This window comes from Lentimicrobiaceae bacterium (assembly GCA_020636745.1).
GTDB lineage: Bacteria > Bacteroidota > Bacteroidia > Bacteroidales > Lentimicrobiaceae > Lentimicrobium.
Genome location: JACJXH010000011.1, coordinates 79,293 through 101,825, shown reverse-complemented (window position 1 = coordinate 101,825; position 22,533 = coordinate 79,293). Strand labels below are relative to the sequence as shown.

Here is a 22,533-nt window from a genome sequence, read left to right as displayed (position 1 = left end):
ACTCACATCGTCACTTGTAGATGCACATACGCCATTATTAATGGTCCACCTCAGCACATAAGTGCCCGGGATCATTCCGGTTACAGTGGTGTTGTAGGCTGTTGGTGTGGTGATGGCCGGTACATTCGGTCCACTGATCAGCGTCCATACTCCGGTGCCCGGAGCTGGATTGTTTCCTGCTAATGTGGTTGATGTTGCATTACACAGGCTCTGGTCAGAACCGGCTGCTGCAGTTACTGCTTGATTTACAGTAAAGGTGATGGTGCTTGTAGCACATTCAATGCCTGGTGTACCGCTGTCGCAAATTTCAACAACCACAAAGTCAATACCATTGTATCCGTTGTCAGGATCATAGGTGAAGTCTCCATCACTATCAATGGTAAATGTACCGTGCGCTGCAACAACAACCGGAGTTGCATTAACTGTTAATGCTGTTCCATCAGGATCGGCATCGCCGTTGGATAAGATATTTCCGGTTGATGTGCCATTGCTGCAAAGCGTGTAATCATCGTCAACCAATACAGGCGGATCGTTGACAGGAGTAACCGTGATATTCAGATCGGCTGTATCGTATCCGCCATTGCCATCGGTAATGGTATAGGTGGCTGCCGGTACACTTCCGTTGTAATTGGCAACTGGTACAAACAGGAAGGAGCCATTTGAGTTAATAACCAGTGTTCCAACATTGGCAATGGTTGCTGTTACACCAGCCAGATAAGTGGTTCCGTTTACAACAAATTGAGTTACTGTTAACGGGTCATTTTCCGGATCTGAATCGTTGGTAAGTACAGTTCCACTTACCGGGGTATCCTCAGAAGTAACAATATCATCGTTAACTGCCAAAGGAGTATCATTCACAGAAGTGATTGTGATAACCACCTGAGCATCGAGTACTGCCCAGTTGGTACCATCTGTAGCATTATAGTCAAATGTTGTGGTTCCGTGCCAGTTTGACGTTGGAACAAAAGTGATAAGACCAAGGTCTGCCAAATCAATGATTTGACCAGCGGTTATTTCTGATCCATCAAGATAGAGTAAGCCATTGGCCGGCAGACTTACAACTTCAACACTTACCAGATTATCGCCATCGGCATCGTTAAATGCATTGGTGAAATCTGATTCTGTAAATGTAATGGTTTGATCTTCAGTGCCTGTCTTGGTAATATCATCCAGAACAGGTGCATTGTCGTCGTTGGTGATGGTGCCCAGTCCGCTGTCATCACTTAATGTAATGCTGCGTCCATTGGTGCCCATATTGTTTAATCCAACTGTAAAGGTTTCATCTGCCTCAACTTTGTTATCGCCATTTACACTTACCGTGATGGTTTTGCTGGTTTCGCCGGCGGCAAAAGTAAGCGTACCTGTGGCTGTGCCATAGTCGCTGTCGGCAATAGTTGCAGTGCCATCAGCAGTTGCGTAGTCAACTGTTACTGCTGCATCGCTGGCTGCGCTCAACGTTACCGTGAAGCTGAAGCTGGTGGTACCACTGTTGCCTTCGGCAAGGGTTACATCGCCGATGCTCAGCGTGGCCGAGTCGTCGTTGGTGATGGTGCCGGTGCCTGTGGCATCGGTTATGGTTATATCACGTCCATTGTCAACCAGGTCACTCAATTCTATCGTGAATGTTTCGTTAGCTTCTACTCTGGTATCGCCGTTTACAAGTACCGTGATGGTTTTGCTGGTTTCACCGGCGGCAAAGGTAAGCGTACCGCTGGCTGTGCTGAAATCATTGTCGGCAGTAGTTGCGGTGCCATTGGCGGTAGTATAGTCTACCGTTACTGCTGCATCGCTGGCATGGCTCATCGTTACCGTAAAGGTAAAGCTGGTGGTGCCACTGTTGCCTTCGTTGGCGGTTGCATCGCTGATGGTAATGGCTGCTGCATCGTCGTTGGTGATGGTACCTGCACCCTGACTATCGGTTAGCGTTACATCGTAACCGCCCGTTGACAGGTTGCTCAGGTTTACGTAGAAGGTTTCATCGTTCTCAACTTTTACATCGCCGTTTACCGGTACTATGATGGTTTTGCTGGTCTGGCCTGCACTGAAAACTACCGTACCTGCAGTGGCGATATAGTCGCCGTCAAGTACAGTGGCTGTGCCATTGGCAGTGGTGTAGTCAACCGTTACTGCGGTGGCTACCGCGCTCGATAAGCTTACTGTGAAACTGAAGTTGGTGGTGCCTGCATTGCCTTCATCCAGCGTTACATCGCTGATGGTGAGGTTGGCTGCATCGTCGTTTACAATAGTGCCCGTGCCTGTACTCGTTCCCAAAGTAATACTGCGACCGTTGGTAACCAGATTGCTCAGGGCTACCGTAAAGGTTTCATCAGCTTCTATTTTGGTGTCGCCATTTACCAGTACCGTGATGGTTTTTGTGGTCTCGCCTACGGCAAAGGTTAACGTGCCGCTTGTTGCTGTGTAATCACTGTCGCCAGTGGTAGCAGTGCCATTGGCAGTGGCATAATCCACCGTAACCGCTGCATCAGATGCTGCACTCATGGTTACTGTAAAGGTGTAGGTAGTGGTACCGCTGTTACCTTCGTCGTGAGATACATTATTAATGCTTACAGTAGCTGCATCGTCATCGGTAATGGTTCCGATGGCCTGTGCATCGTACGTTACCAGTGGGTTGGAGATGGCCGTGAGATTTACAAAGAAGGTTTCGGTAATTTCTACAATACTGTTATTTGTAATATCAACAGTAAAGGTTTTGGTTTCTCCGGTTGTTCCTGCAAAAGTGAGCGTACCTGATGTGTTGGTATAATCGCCTGGCTGAACAGCGCTATTATTTGCTGTGGCATAGGCAATGGTAAATCCACCTTGTACATTACCTGTGAGCAATACAGTAAATGTAGCTGTACCATCAGCTTCGCTTACCGTCACATCAGCAATACTTACACTGGCGGCATCGTTGTCGGTAATGGTAACTGTAGCTGCATTGGGCGTGCCAATTGTAATGGCAGGAGTGCCCGAAGTAATGGCTATAAGCGTTGCAATTACGGTTTCGCTGGATTCAAGTATGTTGTCATCATTTACAATAACATCTATCGTGACGGAAGTACTTCCTGCCGGAATAGTTACCGTTCCCGAAAGGGAATTGTAATCCGAGCCTGCTGTAGCGGTTCCTGAAACAGTATAACTGATCTCGGTATCCGTGTCGGAAGGATGGGTCATACTTACAGTAAACTGGCCGTTATTGGATGGTTCAGCCGCGTTGGGATCATTGGCTGTTATTGTAACTATAGCAGCATCATTATCAGTAATCGTAACTGTTGCTTCGTCGTTATCAGTATCTATGGAAGTATTGGCATCACCTGATGTAATTGCTGTAAGTGTGGCTATTACGGTTTCTGATGATTCAATTATAAGATTATCAATAACGTTTACAGCAATGGTAGCTGTGGTGCTGCCTGCCGGAATGGTTACTGTTCCGCTAAGCGTAGTATAATCTGAGCCTGGAGTGGCAGTGCCGGTTACAGCGTAGGTTATCACCGTTGCAACATCGGCTGCTTTAGTCATGGTAATGGTAAACTGTCCGTTATTGTTCGGCTCACCGGCATCGGCATCGGTTGCTGCAATGCTAACCGTAGCCACATCGTCGTCGGCAATCGTAACCGTTGCAATGTATGGTGCTCCGATTGAAATTCCACTATTTCCAGATGTGATAGATGAAAGGGTAATGGTTACCGTTTCGTCATCTTCAAGAATGTTATCATCAATTACCGGCACTGAAATAGTGGCACTGGTGCTGCCTGCCGGAATGGTAACTGTACCTGAAAGTGCTGTATAATCGCTTCCTGCAGTGGCGTCACCCGAAATGGTGTAACTGATTACCGTGTTGGTCGACGAAATTTTGCCCATACTTACAGTGAATTCGCCGTTGTTGGAGGGTTCAGCCGCATTAGGATCGCTGGCTACTACAGTAACAGTAGTGTAATCGTTATCCAGTATTGTACCCAGTCCGCTGTCGTCACTGAAGGTAATATTGCGTCCGCCAAAGTTGCCTTCGCTCAGGTCAACGGTAAAGGTTTCAGTAGGTTCAACCACATCATCACCATTTACAATTACCGTAATGGTATGTGTTTCGCCGGTTGCTCCGCTAAATGTAAGGGTTCCGGATGCCGCATCGTAATCACTGGTTGAAACAGCAGTACCGTTGGTTGTGGTAAAGGCTACCGTAAATGAACCGTCGGTGCTGCGGCCTGAATGCGTCACAATAAATACATATTCCGAGGTTTCTCCTGCATCAGGTTCGGTATTGGTTACATTGTTTATTGAAATGAATGCAGCATCATTGTCTTCAATATTTGAAGTGGCTGCTGTGGTAGCTCCTCCCCCGTTCAGAATTACATTCTGACTGTTGGCCTGCAGGTTGCTCAGCGTGCCGGTCAGGGTTTCGGTAGGTTCAACTATAATGTCTTCGAGGATCGTAATTGGAATAGTCTGCGACAAGGCTTCTCCGTCACCAAAATCAAGGGTGGCGCTGTACGATGAATAATCTGAGCCGGCAGTTGCTGTTCCGTTGGATGTAGCAAAATCAACCGTAATGGCATTCTGAATTACCTTATCAGAAGTCACCGTAAATGAGCCGGTTCCATCGCCTTCATTCACCGAAAATCCGGTGATGGTGAGGGTGGCCTGGTCGTTGTCGTTGATGGTTCCGGTGGCGGTTGGAGTTGAGCCAATAGTAATTAGCTGACTGTTGGCATTCACCAAAGCAATGGTTCCCGTAAAGGATTCAGTGGGTTCAACGATTAAATCGCCCACTACAACAACCGGAATATTTACTGAAGTTGTACCTGCAAGAATCGTATATTCAACATCGGTTTGCTGAACAATATCGCTCACATGCAGTGCTGTTCCGGCCGTGGTGGTAAACGAAATTATTACATCTTCCTGCGCTACATAATCCATGGTAGCCACAAAGTTGTATGAGATATTTACGTCTCCCTCCGATTGGGTAAATCCGGTAAGGTTGATGGTGTTTAAAGGATCATCATCCGTAATTGTTCCTTTACCAACAGCATCGGTAAATGTAGCAGTACCGGTAGTTGAAATATTGCTGAGGGTCACTGTATAGTATTCAGCGGTTGGTTCAGCAATGGTGTTGTCTACAATAGGCACAGTAATCGTTTGGGTTACACCGCTGAGAGCTCCTGCAGCAAAAGTGAGAGTCCCTGCTGTAAGGATGTAGTCCGAAGGCTGTTCGGCATCGGTGGTAAATCCGGTGTAGCCATCGCTGGTGGTAAAACTCATGGTGAGTGCATCCTGCAGGTTATCACCGGCCATGGTTACGGTAAATACTGCTACGCCGGCAGCTACATCTTCAGCTACCGTTACATCATCAATCGAGAAGGTAACCGCATCGTTGTCCACAATGGTTCCAACAGCAGTACCATCGCTTATGGTAACCAAACCACCCGTGATGTCGCTAAGTGTTACGGTATAGGTTTCGGTGGGTTCGGTGTAGGTGTCGTCATTAATGTCAACTGTAAATGTGCGTATATCGCCGGTAGTTGACCCTGCACTGAAAGTCAGGGTATTGGTTGCTGTAGTGTAATCGCTTCCGGCCAAGGCTGAGGCTGTCGGGGTATTATCGCTGGTGGCATATTCCACACTAAAGGCATCCTGAATATTACCGGTAAGTGTAACCGTAAAGGTAGCCGTGCCGGCATCTTCATCAACACTTACATCGGCAATGGCTATGCTTGCAGCGTCGTTGTCTTCAATAGTACCAGTGGCAGTACCTGTAAGAGCCCCAACGGTTGCCTGCTGACCATTATCTTCTGTTAATGTAATAGTCCCTGTGAATGCCTCTGTCGGCTCAAGAATGTTATCTCCAAGTATGTCTACCGGAATATCAATAAATAAGCTTCCTGCCGGAATGGTCACACTTATGGCTGTACGGGCCGTATAATCGCTGCCATCCAAGGCGGTTCCATCGGCAGTTGAGAACTCAAGTACGATGTCATACTGAGCTGTGGTATTCATGCTTGCCCTGAAATTGCGTACCTGTGTTGATTCGGTTTCAGTAACAGTAAAGCCAGCCAGATCAATGGTGATTACATCGTTGTCAAGTATGGTTGAAGTAGCAGTTCCTGTGTTGATGGTAATCTGCTGACCATTTACATTGGTTATCGCAATGGTTCCTGTTAAGGTCTCAGTAGGTTCGGCAATCAGATCACCTAAAACGCTAACAGGCACATTTACTGTGGTGGAACCACCGGTAAGGGTAACAACTGTTCCTGTTTGAGCAGTGTAATCGCTGCCGGCTGTGGCTGTTACATTGGCAGTGCCGAAACTCAGCACCACATTTTCCTGCGCTTCTGCAGTCATGGTGACCACGAAATTGGCGGTTTGGGTACCGTTGGTTTCAGTTACTTCAAATCCTGCTATTGACAGTGTAGCAGTATCATCATCGGTAATGGTTCCCACGCCCTGTGCATCGGCTATGGTAGCATTTCCGGTAGTAACGATACCACTCAGATTTACATAGTAAGTCTCGGTAGGCTCACAAATGGCATCACTGGTAATATCGATGATAATGTTTTGAGTTGTCCCATTGGTCGAACCGGCCGCAAAAGTTACGGTGCCTGTTTTACTGGTGTAGTCACTCGTTGAAAGAGCCGTATTGTTGGCTGTGGCATAGTTCACCGTCAGCTGATCCTGGGTATTACCGGTCAGTGTTACTGTAAAGGTGGCCGTGCCTGCCGATTCATTAACAGTAACATCGTTAATAGCCAGGCTGGCATTGTCGTTGTCGAGAATAGTACCTGTTGCTGTAGCTGTACCAATACTTACATTCTGACCACCGGCATTCAGGTTGCTGATGGTTCCTGTGAGGGTTTCGGTTGGCTCATCAAATATATCATCGGTAATCGGAATAGAAATAGTCTGAACCAGCGGATTGACTCCGCCAAAATTCAACGTGGTAGTAACCGCAGTATAGTCGCTGCCGGCAAGGGCAGTTACATCTGAAGTGGCAAAATTAACGGTAAAGGCAGTTTGTACCGGATAATTCATGGTTACTGTGTAGTCAGCTGTTCCGGCATTTTCATTTACCGTAAATCCTGTGATAACCAAGCTTGCAGCATCGTCGTTTTCAATGGTTCCAACTCCCTGGCTATCTGAAATGGTAACATTAGGATTGGCAACTCCGGCAACCAAAGCATTACTCAGGTTGATGTAGAAGGTTTCGTTAAGTTCAACCTTTTGATCGCCGTTGATGGTGATGCTGATGGTCTGATCGGGATTATAGCCCAACACATCATTATAAGCAAACGTTAATGTGCCTGATTGCGGCTCATAATCGTTGTCGGCATCGGTGGCAGTATTGTCGGCAGTGGTATATTGCAGGGTAGCACCCAACTCTACCGGATTCGACAAATGTACCGTAAAGGTCAGGGTTTTTGTTCCCGAATTGCCTTCGGTAGTCGAAACATCGTTGATGGTAAATACCGAACTGTCGTCGTTGTTGATGGTTCCTGTACCGGTTTTTCCACCGGCAGGGATGGTTACATTTTTACCTGCTGCCCCTGTGATTGAACCAAGGGTAACGGGGAAGGTCTCATTGGGTTCAACCATCAAATCCTGGTTCACTAATACGGTTACAGTTTTTGTGCCTCCGTTAATGGCTTCGGCTTCGGTAAACGTAACCGTGCCCCCGGCTCCTGTAAAGTCAGACGGTGATTTAGCCGAACCGGTGTTCGAGGTGTACCACGAAACCGTATATCCGCCAATTACCTGCGCGCCGGTTTGCGTAATGGTAAAGTTGAATGCCGTTGTGCCTGGCAAAGTGCTGCCTTCAGCCAGGGTTACACTATTGATGGCCACCGTTGCGGCATCGTTGTCGGTGTTGTTCACCGAAACATCGGCCGGGTTCAGCGGATCGTAGTTGGGGTCGGTGGTTGCAGTAGCATTTACAGTATTAACAATAGTAAATGCAATGGTACCGTCAACTACGGGGTCATCAACTCCGGTAACGGTAACGGTTTGAGGTACATCCCAGTCGGCAGCGGTAAAATGCAGCTGCGATTTGTCAACTGTTCCTTCGGTAAGGTCGTTGCTGGCAATGTCAACATAAACATCATAATCAACCAGATCGGTAGCGGGCTTGCTGGTAAGTACTACGGTAAAGGTAGCTGTAGTTGCGTTCTCACTTACCGTTAATGAAGTTGGTGTAACGGTAATTCCGGCCACATCGTTGTCGAGGTTGTTCATGGTTACATCATCAACAGCCAATCCACTATATTTGGGATCAGTAGAAGTTGTTGCACTGGTAATGATATGATATTCAACCGTTCCATCAACAATCAACTCATTGGCACCAGTTACAGTAACTGTTTGTGGCGTATTCCAGTTAAGCGGGGTAAAAGTGAGGGTGGTGGCAGAGGTAACATCACCTTCTGTCAGGTCGTCACTCGAAAGGGTAATAACCACATCATGTGTTGGTTCAGTATCCAAAACAACCGTAAAAGTACCGGTATCGCCACCTTCAGAAGTCTGGGTATCGATCGGGTTAACGGTCACACCGGCTAAATCGTTGTCGATATTGGTAGCAGCCACATCATCGGGATTTACATTGTAATATCCTGAGAGTTCATCGGTGTTAACCTGATCAATTGTCAAAACGATCGTATATGGAATATTATCGTCGTCTACAAATTCATCCTGTCCAAACACATAAATGGTTTGAGCAACATTCCAGTTGGTTTCGTTGAAACAGATTTGCGTAGTTTCAACTGCTCCTGCCCTGTTGTTGACCGTATTTACTTTACCTTCGGTAATATCATTGCTCTCAACATCAATACAAACATTGCCTGTAGGCATGGTGGGAAGCACCACCGTAAAGGTAGCCGGCCCCTGTGTTTGGTCTTCATATGTTGTAATCGGCCCGCCGGTTACAGTTACCGCATTGTTTTCCAATGCATTGATGGTGATGGTGAAACTGCAGGTTTGCGAATTACCCGCTGCATCATAAGCTACATAGGTTACGGTGGTTGTACCTACATTGAAGGTTCCCGAATTCAGCTGGTTAATGCCCGAACCCTGCGCCACTGCTGTTGTGGCTCCTGATAGCTCATAAGTTAGCATGGTTACATCGCAATTATCTGCATGACCGGGATTTGGAATACCGGCAACGATTGCATTTAAATCTCCTGCTGCAGCTACACTTTGCGTGATATTAGCAGGACATGTTACCGTTGGATCCTGATTATCGGTTACCACCACATTTATACTAAAGGTTCCGGTATTCGGAACAGCAGCATGGTCGGCTACAGTCCAGGTTACCACGGTGGTGCCTTTTTGGAATACAACACCATTTAATGTGCTTCCGGTTGCAGGTGAAGCCCCGTTATCAGCCGAATACGAGATGGTTGGCTCCAAATCGCAGTTATCGGTTGGATCCCAGCCGATTCCTGAATGAGTGTATTTACAAACACCGGGATCGGTATCTTTTGTTAAATCAGCAATATCTTCGGCATCAAGCATTGGCGCCTGCTGATCAACCACGGTAACAATATTAGAACAGGTGGCTGTGTGGCCGGCGGCATCGGTTACACGTATAGTTGGCGTAACTGTGCCAATATCTGAACAAGTGTATGTAATGAATGATGCCCAACCGTCAATGCCGTTTTTAGAAATTTCGTACGATACAATACCGCAATTGTCATGCGAAGCATTGTCAATATTGGCCGGCGTAACTACAGCCTCTCCGTTGCGCTGAAGCGGAGCGGTATAGGCTTTACACAAAGCAACCGGATCTTCATCATCGGTAACCGTTACCGTGAAGACACACGTCTGGCTGTTGCCCGACGCATCGGTGGCCGTCCAGGTAACCGTGGTGGTTCCTTTTGCAAATACCTGACCATTTAAGGTAGTATTTGGTGCTGTTAATGTTGAAGGTGCCGAAACGGTATAGGTTTGGGAAGCTACAGCGCAATTGTCAGTTGCAGTCGGGTTCCACAAGTCATCTGAATGGGTATAGGTACAAACTCCCGCATCGGCAGTATGGTTTTGATTGCCGGGGCAGGTGGCACCAAATGATGGGGGTAAAATATCCTGAACGGTAACGGTAGCATCACAGGTTGATGTATTGCCATTGTTATCGGTAACGGTTAAGGTGACAGTATTGGGGCCAATATTAGCACATGTAAAGGCTGAAGGATTAACTGCCAGATTCTGAATGCCGCAGGCATCGCTCGAACCATTGTCAACCTGTGAAGCCAGTATGCTTACATTACCGGTACCATCCAATTGTACCGTAATATTTTTGCAAACAGCGGTCGGGTCAACATTATCCAGAACTGTAACACTTGCACTGCAGGCCGTTGAAAGATTGCCGGCTGCATCCTGAACTTTGAGGAAAATGGGATTCGCACCTACTTCACCACAGGCATAGCTTACACTGGCAGTGTAGGTTCCGGTAAGGGTTTTGGATACCAGATAGGTCAACGGACAGGTTGAGTTGTCGGTGGATCCGTCGTTAACCTCTATTCCGGCGACTGTTACTGAACCGGCAGCACTCAGCTGAACGGTTAAATTCTGGCAACTGGCCACTGGAGGCGAAACATCCTCAACTGTCACTGTTGCCTCACAGGTAGAAACATTTCCACTCAGGTCGGTAACCGTCAGGGTAACCGTATTGGCCCCCAGATTTACACAGGTAAAGGTATTCGGGCTTACTGCAAGGCTCTGAATGCCGCAGTTATCGCTTGAATTATTATTTACATCGGCAGCAACAATAGAAGCATTGCCCGACCCATCCAACTGTATGGTTACATTCTGGCAAACCGCAGTCGGGTTCTGGTGATCTTCAACGGTAACCGTAAACGAACAGTTTCCGGCATTGCCCGATCCATCAATGGCAGTCCAGATAACAGTAGTTACACCTTTGTTGAAGGTAACACCATCAAGACTCGTATTGGCAGGGTTTGATACAACCTCAGTTGCACCCGACAAGGCATAGGTCAGGCTGGCAATGGTTGTACAACCATCCGTTGCACTGGCATCCCATCCTGTTCCGGAGTGAGTGTAGGTACATAAATTATTGTCGGTGCTTACTGTTTGGTTTCCAACTGCACAGGTCACTGTAGGATTAACCGCATCAACCACTGTAACTGTTGAGGTACAGGTTGCAGTATTACCGTAATCGTCGGTTACAGTCAGGGTTACGGTATTAGCTCCCAGATCGGCACAGGTAAAGCTGCTGATATCTATCCCGAGTGTTGGCGAACTATTGCAATTGTCGCTTGATCCGTTGTCAACGTTATTGGCGGTAATAAATGCATTGCCTGAGGCATCAAGGTTTACGGTAATGTCTTTACAACGGGCTACCGGAGGCATATTATCAACTACGGTAATTGTTGTTGTACAATTATCTGACTGACCTCCCGGGTCGGTTACGGTTACTACAACCGAATTATCGCCAATATCTCCACAATCAAAAGTGTTGATATCAACAGCAGTCGTAAGTGTAGTAGCGCAGTTATCTGCTGAGCCTGCTGAAAGCGCATCCAGATTAGCCTGAGTTAAACTCCAGTTACCTGTGGCATCCAGTGCTATTGTAATTGGGTTACAAACTGCACTGGGCGGAGTATTGTCAACCACAGTGACCGTTGCATCACATGTGGAAGTATTGCCATTATTATCGGTAACAGTAAGGGTTATCGTATTGGTTCCGACATCGTTACAATCAAATAACGTTTGGCTGGCCGAATATCCTGCAATACCGCAGGCATCGCTGGAGCCACCGTTCAAACTGGCCGGATTAAGTACACCCTGACCCAAAGCATCAAGGGTAACGGTTGCACCTACACAAACAGCAGTAGGCGGTGTTATATCATGAACAGTAACTTCAGCATCACAAGTGGCAGTGTTTCCGCTGCCATCAGTAACGGTGAGAGTTACAGTGTTGGTACCTGCATCAGAGCAATCAAATACGCTTGGGACAACTGAAAGGGTTACTGAACCACTTGGGTCAAATGATCCAAAGCCAATAGCATTGATATCATCACTGTCAAGTGTATAATTTCCTGTGTTATCCAGATTAACATCAATATTGTTGCAAACAGCCGTTGGCGGATCATCATCGGTAACAATTACCTGATAGCTTCCGGTGGTAGGTCCGTTGCCGTGAATATCAGTGGCACTCCATACGATTGTGTGAGTACCTATTGCAAATTGAACCCCTATAATAGATGTAGCTTCATCAATACCAACCGGGTCTCCACCATCAATAGAATAGGTTACAACATCTACCTCGCAATTGTCAGTAACAACAGGATTCCAGGCAGCATCTGTTGTAATGTTTGATGTATAATAATTCTCACCATCATCGGTACTGCGGGTTTGCGTTCCCACGGTAACCACTGTAGGTGGTTCCGGATCTGTAATGGTAAACACTGTCTGGCAAATAATACTTGAATTGCCACTTAAATCATACAATCTCCAAACAACCGTGTGAATACCTACAGGTATTTGTTGCCCGACAAGTGTGGTGTTCAAATCTGTACCAACCTCCTCAGCGCCATCTATTGAATAGGTGAGTTTCAGCAATCCCTGATTGTCAGAAAAACCATAAGGATCATATTCTGAACCTGGCACCAGATAATAACATTCACCGGCTTCTGAATTTTTAGCCACAGTAGCATCCGGACAGTTTGCAATTACAGGCGGTTCAGTATCGGTTACTATAACTTCAATGGTACAAGTTACTGTATTTTCACTACCATCAGTTGCTGTCCAGGTTACAGTATGGTTACCCACCGGAAAATGTGCACCTGCAAGCGTTGCAGTGTTGTTAAAAGAATTGGTAAGGGTAACCGAGCAATTATCGTTATATGCGGTGGGGTCAAATTCAGTGCCAACAGCCGTATAGTCTGGCTCTCCCTCATCAGTGTTTTTATTGAATGGACTTCCCGATGCACAGGTGATGGTGGGTGGAATTTGATCAACCACAGTAACATTAAACGTATACTCAAAAACATTACCCGATGCATCAGCAGTTGAATAAGTTACTTCTGTAACTCCCAGCGGAAATTCATAACCGGGAACAGCATACTCCGGGGTAACTGTAAAAGTAAGCTCACCGCTCACATTATCTATAATTACTGGCGGGGTATAATTTACAACGGCACTGCAACCGGCAGTAACAGGCACCGTAGTATTCTGAGGAGCTGTTAATAAACGTGGTGGCTCTGTATCAATAACATAGCAATAGAATACCTCCTGACTCTGATTATGATTGTCGTCTTCTGCAAACCAGGTAATGGTATTTTCACCCATATCTAATTGAGTACCATCTAATGACTCAAGATTGAGTTCGTTCACCAGCTTGATAACAATACCGCAGTTGTCGATAGCAACAACATCGTCAAATTCATTGCCCTGAATAGTATAATAATTCTGGTGCAAATCTGTACTTCGAATCTGGTTACCCGGCACCGTTATGACCGGTGCTTCATGATCTTCAATCGTCAAAGTAAAAGTACAGGTAGCTGTACCTCCACTGGCATCAGTGGCAGTCCATGTAACCGGAATTACACCTGTGCCCGGGCCATTATTGCTGCCACGAGGAATGGATACACCGGAAAGGGTATTGGTACCCGAAACAATACCTAATGTTTCTGGGTCTGTGAAACTCCAGGTAATAGTTGGTGTGGTACAATTGTCTGCAAATGAAGTAGGATCCAGTTCATTGCCCAGCACAAGATACGCACAGGTTCCTGCATTGGTATTACGGGTTTGATCTCCAACACAAGTGATGGTTGGTGGTGTGTCAGTAACTACTACGTTAAATGTACAGGTTGAGGTATTGCCTGCATTATCAGTAGCAGTATAGGTAACCACTGTTGTTCCCACTTCAAAAAGATCTCCTGAATTATAGTCAGATGTAAAACTCAGCACACCTGAACAGGCATCAGTTGCCACCAGCGGCGGCCATGATACACGGGCATTACAATTTTCACCAGCTGCTACAGCAGTTTGATTTTCTGAAGGACAATTGGCAATCACCGGTCCTTCGTTGTCTACTACAGTTACTACCTGAGTATGAACACTGGAGTTACCACTCTCGTCGGTAAATGTCCAGCGCACATTGTTGGTGCCAATGTTAAATGGCATTACCTGAGCAAGGTCGTTGGTAATTACAATAGATCCGGATAAAGTACAATTATCTGTAGCTGTTGGAGCATCTGGTATTTGTGTTGAAACACAGGTTCCCGGGTCAATATTAAAGGTCACATCCAGAAATGGAGTAACCATAACCGGTGCCTCTACATCATCCACTGTTACATTATAACTGCAGGTTGAGGTGTATTCTGTACCCCCAATGGTTTGAGCGGCAGTCCAGATAACTGCATTTATTCCTTTGGAGAAAACAGCACCATTCAGGGTAGTTGAAGATGGTGCATATGGCCGGGCATTTGCATCGGTTGTCTGAATATTATGCGTCAGTGTACGGCCCGCAATAATTGAAATATTCTGCCAGGTGGGATCTGCCGCTGTATTGATAATAGTATAATCGCAAGTTCCACTATTTGTATTGTAAGAAACATCTTCAGGGCAATCCAATATTGGTTCAAATGAATCAACAACAGTAACATTAACAGTACATGTAGCCGTGTTGGGCGTAGGTTGGTTGCCGTCGAGGGCTGTCCAGATTATGGCATGATCTCCAATACTTAAATGAGTACCATTCAGGTTTCCGGTTCCGGTAAGGTTATTGGTGTAGGAAACCACTTCGCAGTTGTCGCTAACGGAAGGCTTAAATTCGTTGCCGATTATAGCATAATAGTTGACTTCGTCGTTGGTGAATTCGCGGTAATAAGTTGTAGCCGGACAATCAATAACCGGAGCTATATTATCACTTACAGTTATCGTTTGATTATGCGTTACGTAGTTGCCGTTCTGGTCGTGTACGGTCCAATAAACGGTGGTAACCCCTATGGGGAATGTATTTCCCGAAGGGTAACGGCTTACTGAGATGGATGCTGTTTCCGTACAGTTATCACTAACTGTAGGTGTGCCAACAACAACAGTAGCGGTGCAACTTCCAGCTCCCACAGTGGTGGTAATATCATCAGGGAAGGTTACTGTTGGATCCTGGTTATCATCAATGACAACCACAAATTCACAACAAATATTGGTGTTGGTGCCGTCTGTTGCCGTCCAAACAATACTGGTTGCGACATCACCCGGAAAAACAGCACCGGCAAGGGTGGTTGAACTGGGAGCATAAGGCAATGAGCCCGAATTTGAAGTCTGAATATTATGTGTCAAAGTTACTGCCGGTGTTGATTGAGTTGAACTTACATCAAACTCAGCACCCTGAACGGTATAGGAACATACATTCAGGTCAGTATTTCTGTATTGATTTCCACGGCAGGTTACAGGTGGCGGGTCGTCGGTGTTTATGTCAAGTATTATGGTACAGCTGGTAGAGTTGCTGGCAGCATCTGTCACAGTCCAGGTAACTGAAGTGGTATTCACATCAATTTTAGCTCCAGCCAATGTACTGGCTGATGGTGCATAGGGCAATGTACCGGGGTTGGATGTCTGAATGTTATGTGTCATGGTAACCGGACCTGAGCAATCCCAAACTCCGTAAGGATTAAACTCATGGTCATACACTGTATAATAATTCTGCCCGTCATCTACCTGACGGCAAATAGAACCAGGACAACTTATTGAAGGAGCATCATCATCGGTAACAGTAACGGTTTGCGTATCTGACGCTATATTACCATACTGATCTTCGGCATACCATGTAACGGTAGTTGTTCCGATTGGGAAACCCCAGTAATTGGTATATCCGTCTGTATTGTTCCATACTGTAATAGTTCCGCCGCAATTGTCGCTGGTAACCGGTGTTCCAAGATTAACCGGATTGGCATAACAACCACTGTTGGTGGTTGTAGTAATATCGGCAGGTGCAGTAATAGACGGAGCCTGATTGTCTTCTACATAAATATATTGCGTACATGTATTGCTATATAAAGTGCCATTGATGGTTTGCGAAGCTGTCCATGTAACCAGCGTGTTTCCGAGCGGGAAAATAGCGCCGTTCAACGAAGTAGCACTTGGTGCGTAAGGTGTTGCACCAGGGTTGGATATTTGAATATTATGTGTAAGCGTAGCCGCAGGAGAACTAGAAGTTGCATCATTCGAAGTACCCGAAATAGTATATGTACATGCACTACCGGCATTAACGTTGATATCTCCGGCACAACTAACAGGAGGGAATAATTCGGTCACTACAATTACATCAAAACTACATATTGCGTCATTACCGGCTGCATCAACAGCAGTCCAGGTAATAGAATGTGTTCCCGGAGCAAGCTGAACTCCATTCAGATTTTCGCCAGCATTATAACTGTTGGTGTATGACAGTATTCCGCAATTATCCGTAGCAGCAGGTTTAAACTCATTGATACCAACAGTGTAATAGTTTTGCCCTTCATCTACTACCCTTACATAATCGTTAACAGGACAGGTAATTACCGGATCAACATTATCAGTTACGGTAATATCAATGGTTTTTGTCGTTGTGTTGTTGTAAAAATCCTTCACGGTCCATGTTACTGTAGTGGTTCCGGTAGGGAACTGGGCATAGGCCAATGAGCGGTAATGGTTGTAATCGTTGGTAATATTGTAATTGGCTGATGTGCAATTATCCGTTATACCTTGCGGGTCAAATTCAGTACCCACTGTTGTATATAAACAATTACTGATAGAAGTATTGCGTGAAGCAGAAGCCGGCAGCGTAAAATCAGGTGCTGTTATATCAAGCACATTAACCTCAAACTGCATGGTAGTGGCATTTCCCGAAGCATCGGTGGCAGTCCAGACTACCACAGTGATACCAACCTGAAATTCGAAATCAGCAAGACTACTACCCCCATTTTGGTTGTTTATCAAGGTCGGAGACGGACAATTGTCGTTCGCTACAGGGTCAAATTCTGATCCCACTGCAGTATAAAAACAATCGCCGGCCGAAGCATTCCTGCTTTGATTGCTAATCTGTGTAATCGTAGGAAATACTGTGTCGCGGATGGTAACCGTAAACGTACAGCTGGTAGAATTTCCGGCCATATCAACAATAGTCCAAATAACGGTATGGGCTCCGGCTGATAAGGTAATTCCGGACATGGTAGTTACACCAGGGTAAGTGGTGCCATCAATGGTAAATGAAATTGTCAGATCGGCAGCATCATCGCAATTATCAATCAAATTAGTCGGGTCAAATTCAGTTCCACTGATAACATAATTACAACTTCCGTTGGGAGCTACCCGTATTTCATTGCCATAACAGGTAAACTGCGGAGGTTGATTATCGGTAACCGAAATCGTGAAAGGTGTCGCCACTACAATGTTATTCTGCAGATCGCTCAGAGTCCATGTAACAACATATGGATAAGTAGCATCCTTGGCAAATCGCAAACTGGCAAGAGAGCCAGACCCTACATCTGCTGTTTCACCTGATTGTGTTGTTACCGAAGCCCCGGCCGGAGCACCGTTTTTAGTAATAATATAAGTCGGAGCAAGGGTCCCGCAGTTATCGGCAATATTGCGTAAATCAAATTCAACTCCGGGAACAGTAAAATAACATTTGCCCGGATCAGTATAACGGGTATAAGCGTAGCTATCAGCTGGATCTCCGGTAGGCTGTGTAAAAGTAGGATTTATATGATCGTGCACATCCACCACTATCGTACAACTGGTTGTATTGTTTGCTGCATCCGTTACAGTCCATACTATGTTATTAATCCCGCCGGGTAATTGTTTTCCGGCCAATGTATTTGTTCCGTCAAAAGAGTTGATCAATGTTACAGTGCATCCCCCATCATCCACTGTGGGATTAAATTCAGTTCCTGATACCGTATAATAACAGGCCGCAGTAATATCTCTGACAAAAGGACTACCTGCCGGACAGGTAAGCACAGGAGGCGTATCATCAACAACAATTACATTAAAGCTCATAAGAGTAGTATTCAATGCAGCATCTTTTGCAGTATAACGAATGAGTGTGGTTCCGACAGGAAAAGTGCTTCCGCTAGGTAAACCAATAGTTTGACCAAACACAGTCACACCGCAATTATCGCTGGCCGTTGGCTCAGTCCAGGATACCTCAGCTGAGCATCCGGTTGATATATTTACTGTAATATCGCTTATAGGGGTAATCGAAGGTGCATCATCATCTGCAACTGTAACCCTGAATGTACTGGTTGCGGTATTGGTACCATCACTGGCTGTCCAGGTAATGGTATTGATGCCTGTAGGAAGCACAATACCAGCAAGTGTGCTGGCCGTTACCGCTGCATTACTGTTAATCTTATAAGTAATTATCAGATTACCCGAACCGCAGTTATCCGTAATAGAAGTAGGATCAAATTCTGTTCCCTGTATAGTATAGCTACAGTTACCCAGATTTGTTCCCCTGTTTTGGTTTCCAATACTGGCAATGGTCGGAGCCTGATTATCGATAACGGTTTTAGTGAAAGTAACCGGTGTGGCGGTTGTATTGCCTGCTGCATCAGAAGCTGTCCAGGTAATGATATTGGCACCTTTAGCTAATTGTTTGCCAGCCAGCGAACCATTACCACTGAGCGTAGTAGCTCCGGTAACTTCGTAATGCAGGGTTGCACCTGAACAGTTATCTGTTACAGTCGGATCGTATTCTGTACCGTTCACTACATAGTAACAAACTCCAGAACTGGCATTCACATTTCCGGTAACTGTGGTAGCTGTTGGAGCAATAACAGGGGCGATATTATCAACTACTGTTATCGTTGCATTACATGTACTCTGATTACCCGAAGCATCCTTCACTGTCAAAACCACTGTATTGGCGCCAAGGTTCGAACAGTTGAAACTCGTTTTGCTCAGGGTAAGAATCAGACTACCTGAAGCTGTGCAATTATCCGAAGAACCATTATTTACCTGAGAAGTCGTTAAAGTAGCCTGTCCTGAAGCATTCAGAGTAAGCGTTACGGGCTGGCAAGCGGCCACCGGAGGTGTATTGTCAGAAACCGTCACATTAAATGAACATGGATTACTTACATTATTTGACTCATCTTTTACTGTATAGGTAACTGTAGTAGTTCCAACCGGAAATGTAAAAGGAGGGGTGTGCGATTTTGTCCATACCAGATTTCCTTGCGCTGTACAGTTATCGGTAGCCGTAGGCTCTGTCCAGGTTACTTCCTTATTGCAAGTAATAGCTCCCGGTCCGGTTCCCACTGATATATTTGACGGACATCCGCTGATCACCGGTTTCACAAGGTCGTTTACTGTAACGGTAAAAGTACAGGTTGATATATTACCTGCTGCATCAGCTGCGGTATAGGTTACCGTGGTGGTGCCCGTGCTGAAGGTAGACCCGGGCAGGTGTGATTTGGTCCATACCAGGCTGCCTGCTGCAGTGCAATTGTCGGTGGCTGTTGGCTCGGTCCATGATACAACCGCTGTACAACCACTTGCACCAGCGGTACGGGTAATGTTGGCAGGGCAGCCACTGATTACCGGTGCCTGGGTATCATTTACAGTAACCGTGAATGAACACTGGGCTGTATGATTTGCGGCATCCCTAACGGTCACTGTTACCAGGGTAGCCCCTACATTGAAAGTTCTGGTGCCAATCTGCCCGCTGCCACTAAGGATGGTCGCTCCGCTGGTGGTCCATGAAATGGAACTTCCGCTGCAATTATCACCAAAGGTAATGGCAGGCACATTTACACTGGCCGAACACTGATTCGACGTATTTGAAGCAGTGATATCCGACGGACAGGTAATTGTCGGGTTTTCATCATCGGTCACTGTTACCGTAAAACTACACTGTGCTGTATTCGACGAAGCGTCGGTTACAGTTATGGTAACATTAGTTACTCCCACATTGAAAGTCTGCGCACCCGGCTGACCGTTTCCACTCAAATCAGTAGCCCCATTGGCAATCCATGCGATGGAACTTCCTGCACAGTTGTCAGTAAAAGTAATTGATGGTATGGTTACGCTGGCCGAGCAAATTCCGCTGGTGCTTGAGGCTGTCAGGTTGGCCGGACAGGTAATGGTGGGCAATTCAGTATCGTTTACCGTTACTGTGAATGAACAGCTGGCGGTGAGCGAAGCTCCGTCAGTTACCGTAAGGGTTACGGTGGTTACTCCGATATTGAAGGTTTGTGCACCGGGTTGACCATTACCGCTTATTTCGGTAGCTCCTGTTGTGCTCCAGGCCAAAGAAGGACTACTGCAGTTGTCGCCAAAGGTGATGGCAGGAATGACTACCGACGCTGTACAGGCTGATGCGTCGGTTGATTGTGTAATATCCGACGGGCAGGTTACTGTTGGTGCATCGTCGTCGGTTATGGTAACAGTAAAACTGCACGAGACGGTATTGGGTGTTGAAGCTCCGTCAGAAACGAGCACGTTTACTGTGGTAACTCCGGTATTAAAAACTGCACCGTTCAGTGTGGTATTTATTGTTCCTTCGGTTGCTCCTGAAAGTGTATATACTATAGAACCAACTGTACAGTTGTCGGTTGCGGTTACATTCCATGCTGTTCCGCTGTGGGTGTAGGAGCAGTTTCCGCTGTTGGTGGTGGCGGTTTGGTTTTCCGGACAAAAAGTGATGGAAGGATTCTGAGTATCAGATATTGAAACGTTAAAACTGCAGGTGGCAGTATTTCCTGCCCCGTCGGTAACCGTCCAGGTAACAGTGGTGGTTCCGGGCTGAAATACCACTCCGTTGAGATTGGTACCTGATGCAGGTGAAGCGCCATTATTAGCCGTATAAGTAACTGAAGCCACTGAACAATTATCGGCACCTGTCGGATTCCAGGCTGTGCCCGAGTGTGTATAAGTGCATCCGGCACCTGCTGGAACCGTTTGATCGGCAACACAACTGATGGTTGGATTTACATTATCGGTAAGGGTAACATTAAAATTGCAGGAAGCCTGATTGCCCGCTTCATCGGTTGCGGTTAAGGTAACCTGTTGAACTGTATTATGACCAGAAATACTTGTTCCCGGGGCAGGAGATTGTGTTACAATAATTGAACCTGATGCAGTACAGTTGTCAGAAACAGTGGCTAAGCTGCGGTAGTCGGGAAGGGCGGCCGAACAACCTGTGGTTGGATTTGGATTCAGAGTTTGATTACCCGGGCAGGTAATGGAGGGCGGAGTGTTTTCAAGCTGAACAGTATAGGCAACAGAAGTAGTACAGGCTGGGGTTGTACCACTGATGGCCCGAACGGTATAATTGGTAGTAGCAACGATGGATGTGGTGTAGGGCAAATTAGCAATCTTGGTGGTGTTGGTGGCATTCCACAGTTCATAAGTACTCCCATTGGTAGCTATGGCGCTTATCATAAAGTCCACGCCCGGGCATTGGCCGGTAGAAGGACTTACAGCTATTCCGGAGGGTAGTGGGTTAACAGTAACGGGAACTGAGCCTAATAACGCATTAGCAGATAATCCTGACCCAAATGTGACACTTACCAAGGTATATGTTCTGGTACTCGCTGGAGTCACGATGATCGCATCACCTTCCAGTGGTCCTGATTCCGGGTCGCAATTACTGTTGTAATTATTTACAGTAAAATTGCTGGTACCATCGGTGTAAACTACCGTCCAGGGAGCGTAGCCATCACATATCAAAACGTTGATAGTGGTGCTTTCCCCTGCACAAATGGAAGTTGGCCCGTCAGCCTGCAGTGTGGCCTGCGCTGATACCTCATTTACATTTGCCAGAAACATAAAAATTACTGAAATGGTTACCAAAAACCTGCTGAAGCTAACTTTACCAGTTTTCAGTTCATTTTCTGAGTGTAATGATGTTCTCATATTCCCTAGTATTAATATTTTTGGTCTATACCATCATTTAATGGCAGACATATATGCAAAAAACACCGTCACCTTTAGTGACCGTGAAATCTAATCAGCAAAAATTATATATAGTTAGTTTTCAGGTAATTTATACCTGAAAACCAGAATACTTAATACTTATATTTATTATTGAAATCGGAGCGCGAAAGGAAAAATAAGAATGATTCCACTACGAATGGGAATCTATCTTGTTGCAGGCTTTGATGTCCTTTTTTTCTGGAAATTGAAACAGTGATGGGTAAATTTTTTTCCATATTCCTTTTGCATTCTTGAAAACTGATTTTTCAATCGTTAAAGGTATTGTTCCGGAAGTTTATTTCAATTCCAGTAAAAAGTAACTTTTCAACATCCAGATGTTAACAAACCATAAAAACCAGGAATGATAATTATTTTTACGTTGAGTGTATATTTTTTTGCATAAACGCGGAAGTAACTATAAAGAAAAATTCATCTCCTTCATATAATGCTGTATATGCGTGCTTTAACATTTATTAAGCACTCTCAATGCTTTATTCGGTATTTTATTTTATTTCGGCTTCACAAAGAAAAAAAATAGTCAAATAAAACCAGATTTAAAATTTGAATACTTAAATGCTTGTCTTGAGCTTGAAGGAAATAGCAAGGCAGAATTTATTATCTATATTAAATTTC

General features: G+C 45.7%; 1 protein-coding gene. It reads right to left on the bottom strand.

All coding sequences use genetic code 11. From position 1 onward, the window contains the following. Positions 1–21,840: HYR domain-containing protein (locus H6541_14330; protein ID MCB9016960.1), on the bottom strand; the 21,840-nt coding region annotated here is incomplete at its 3' end. Between the last annotated feature and the right edge of the window lie 693 nt (positions 21,841–22,533).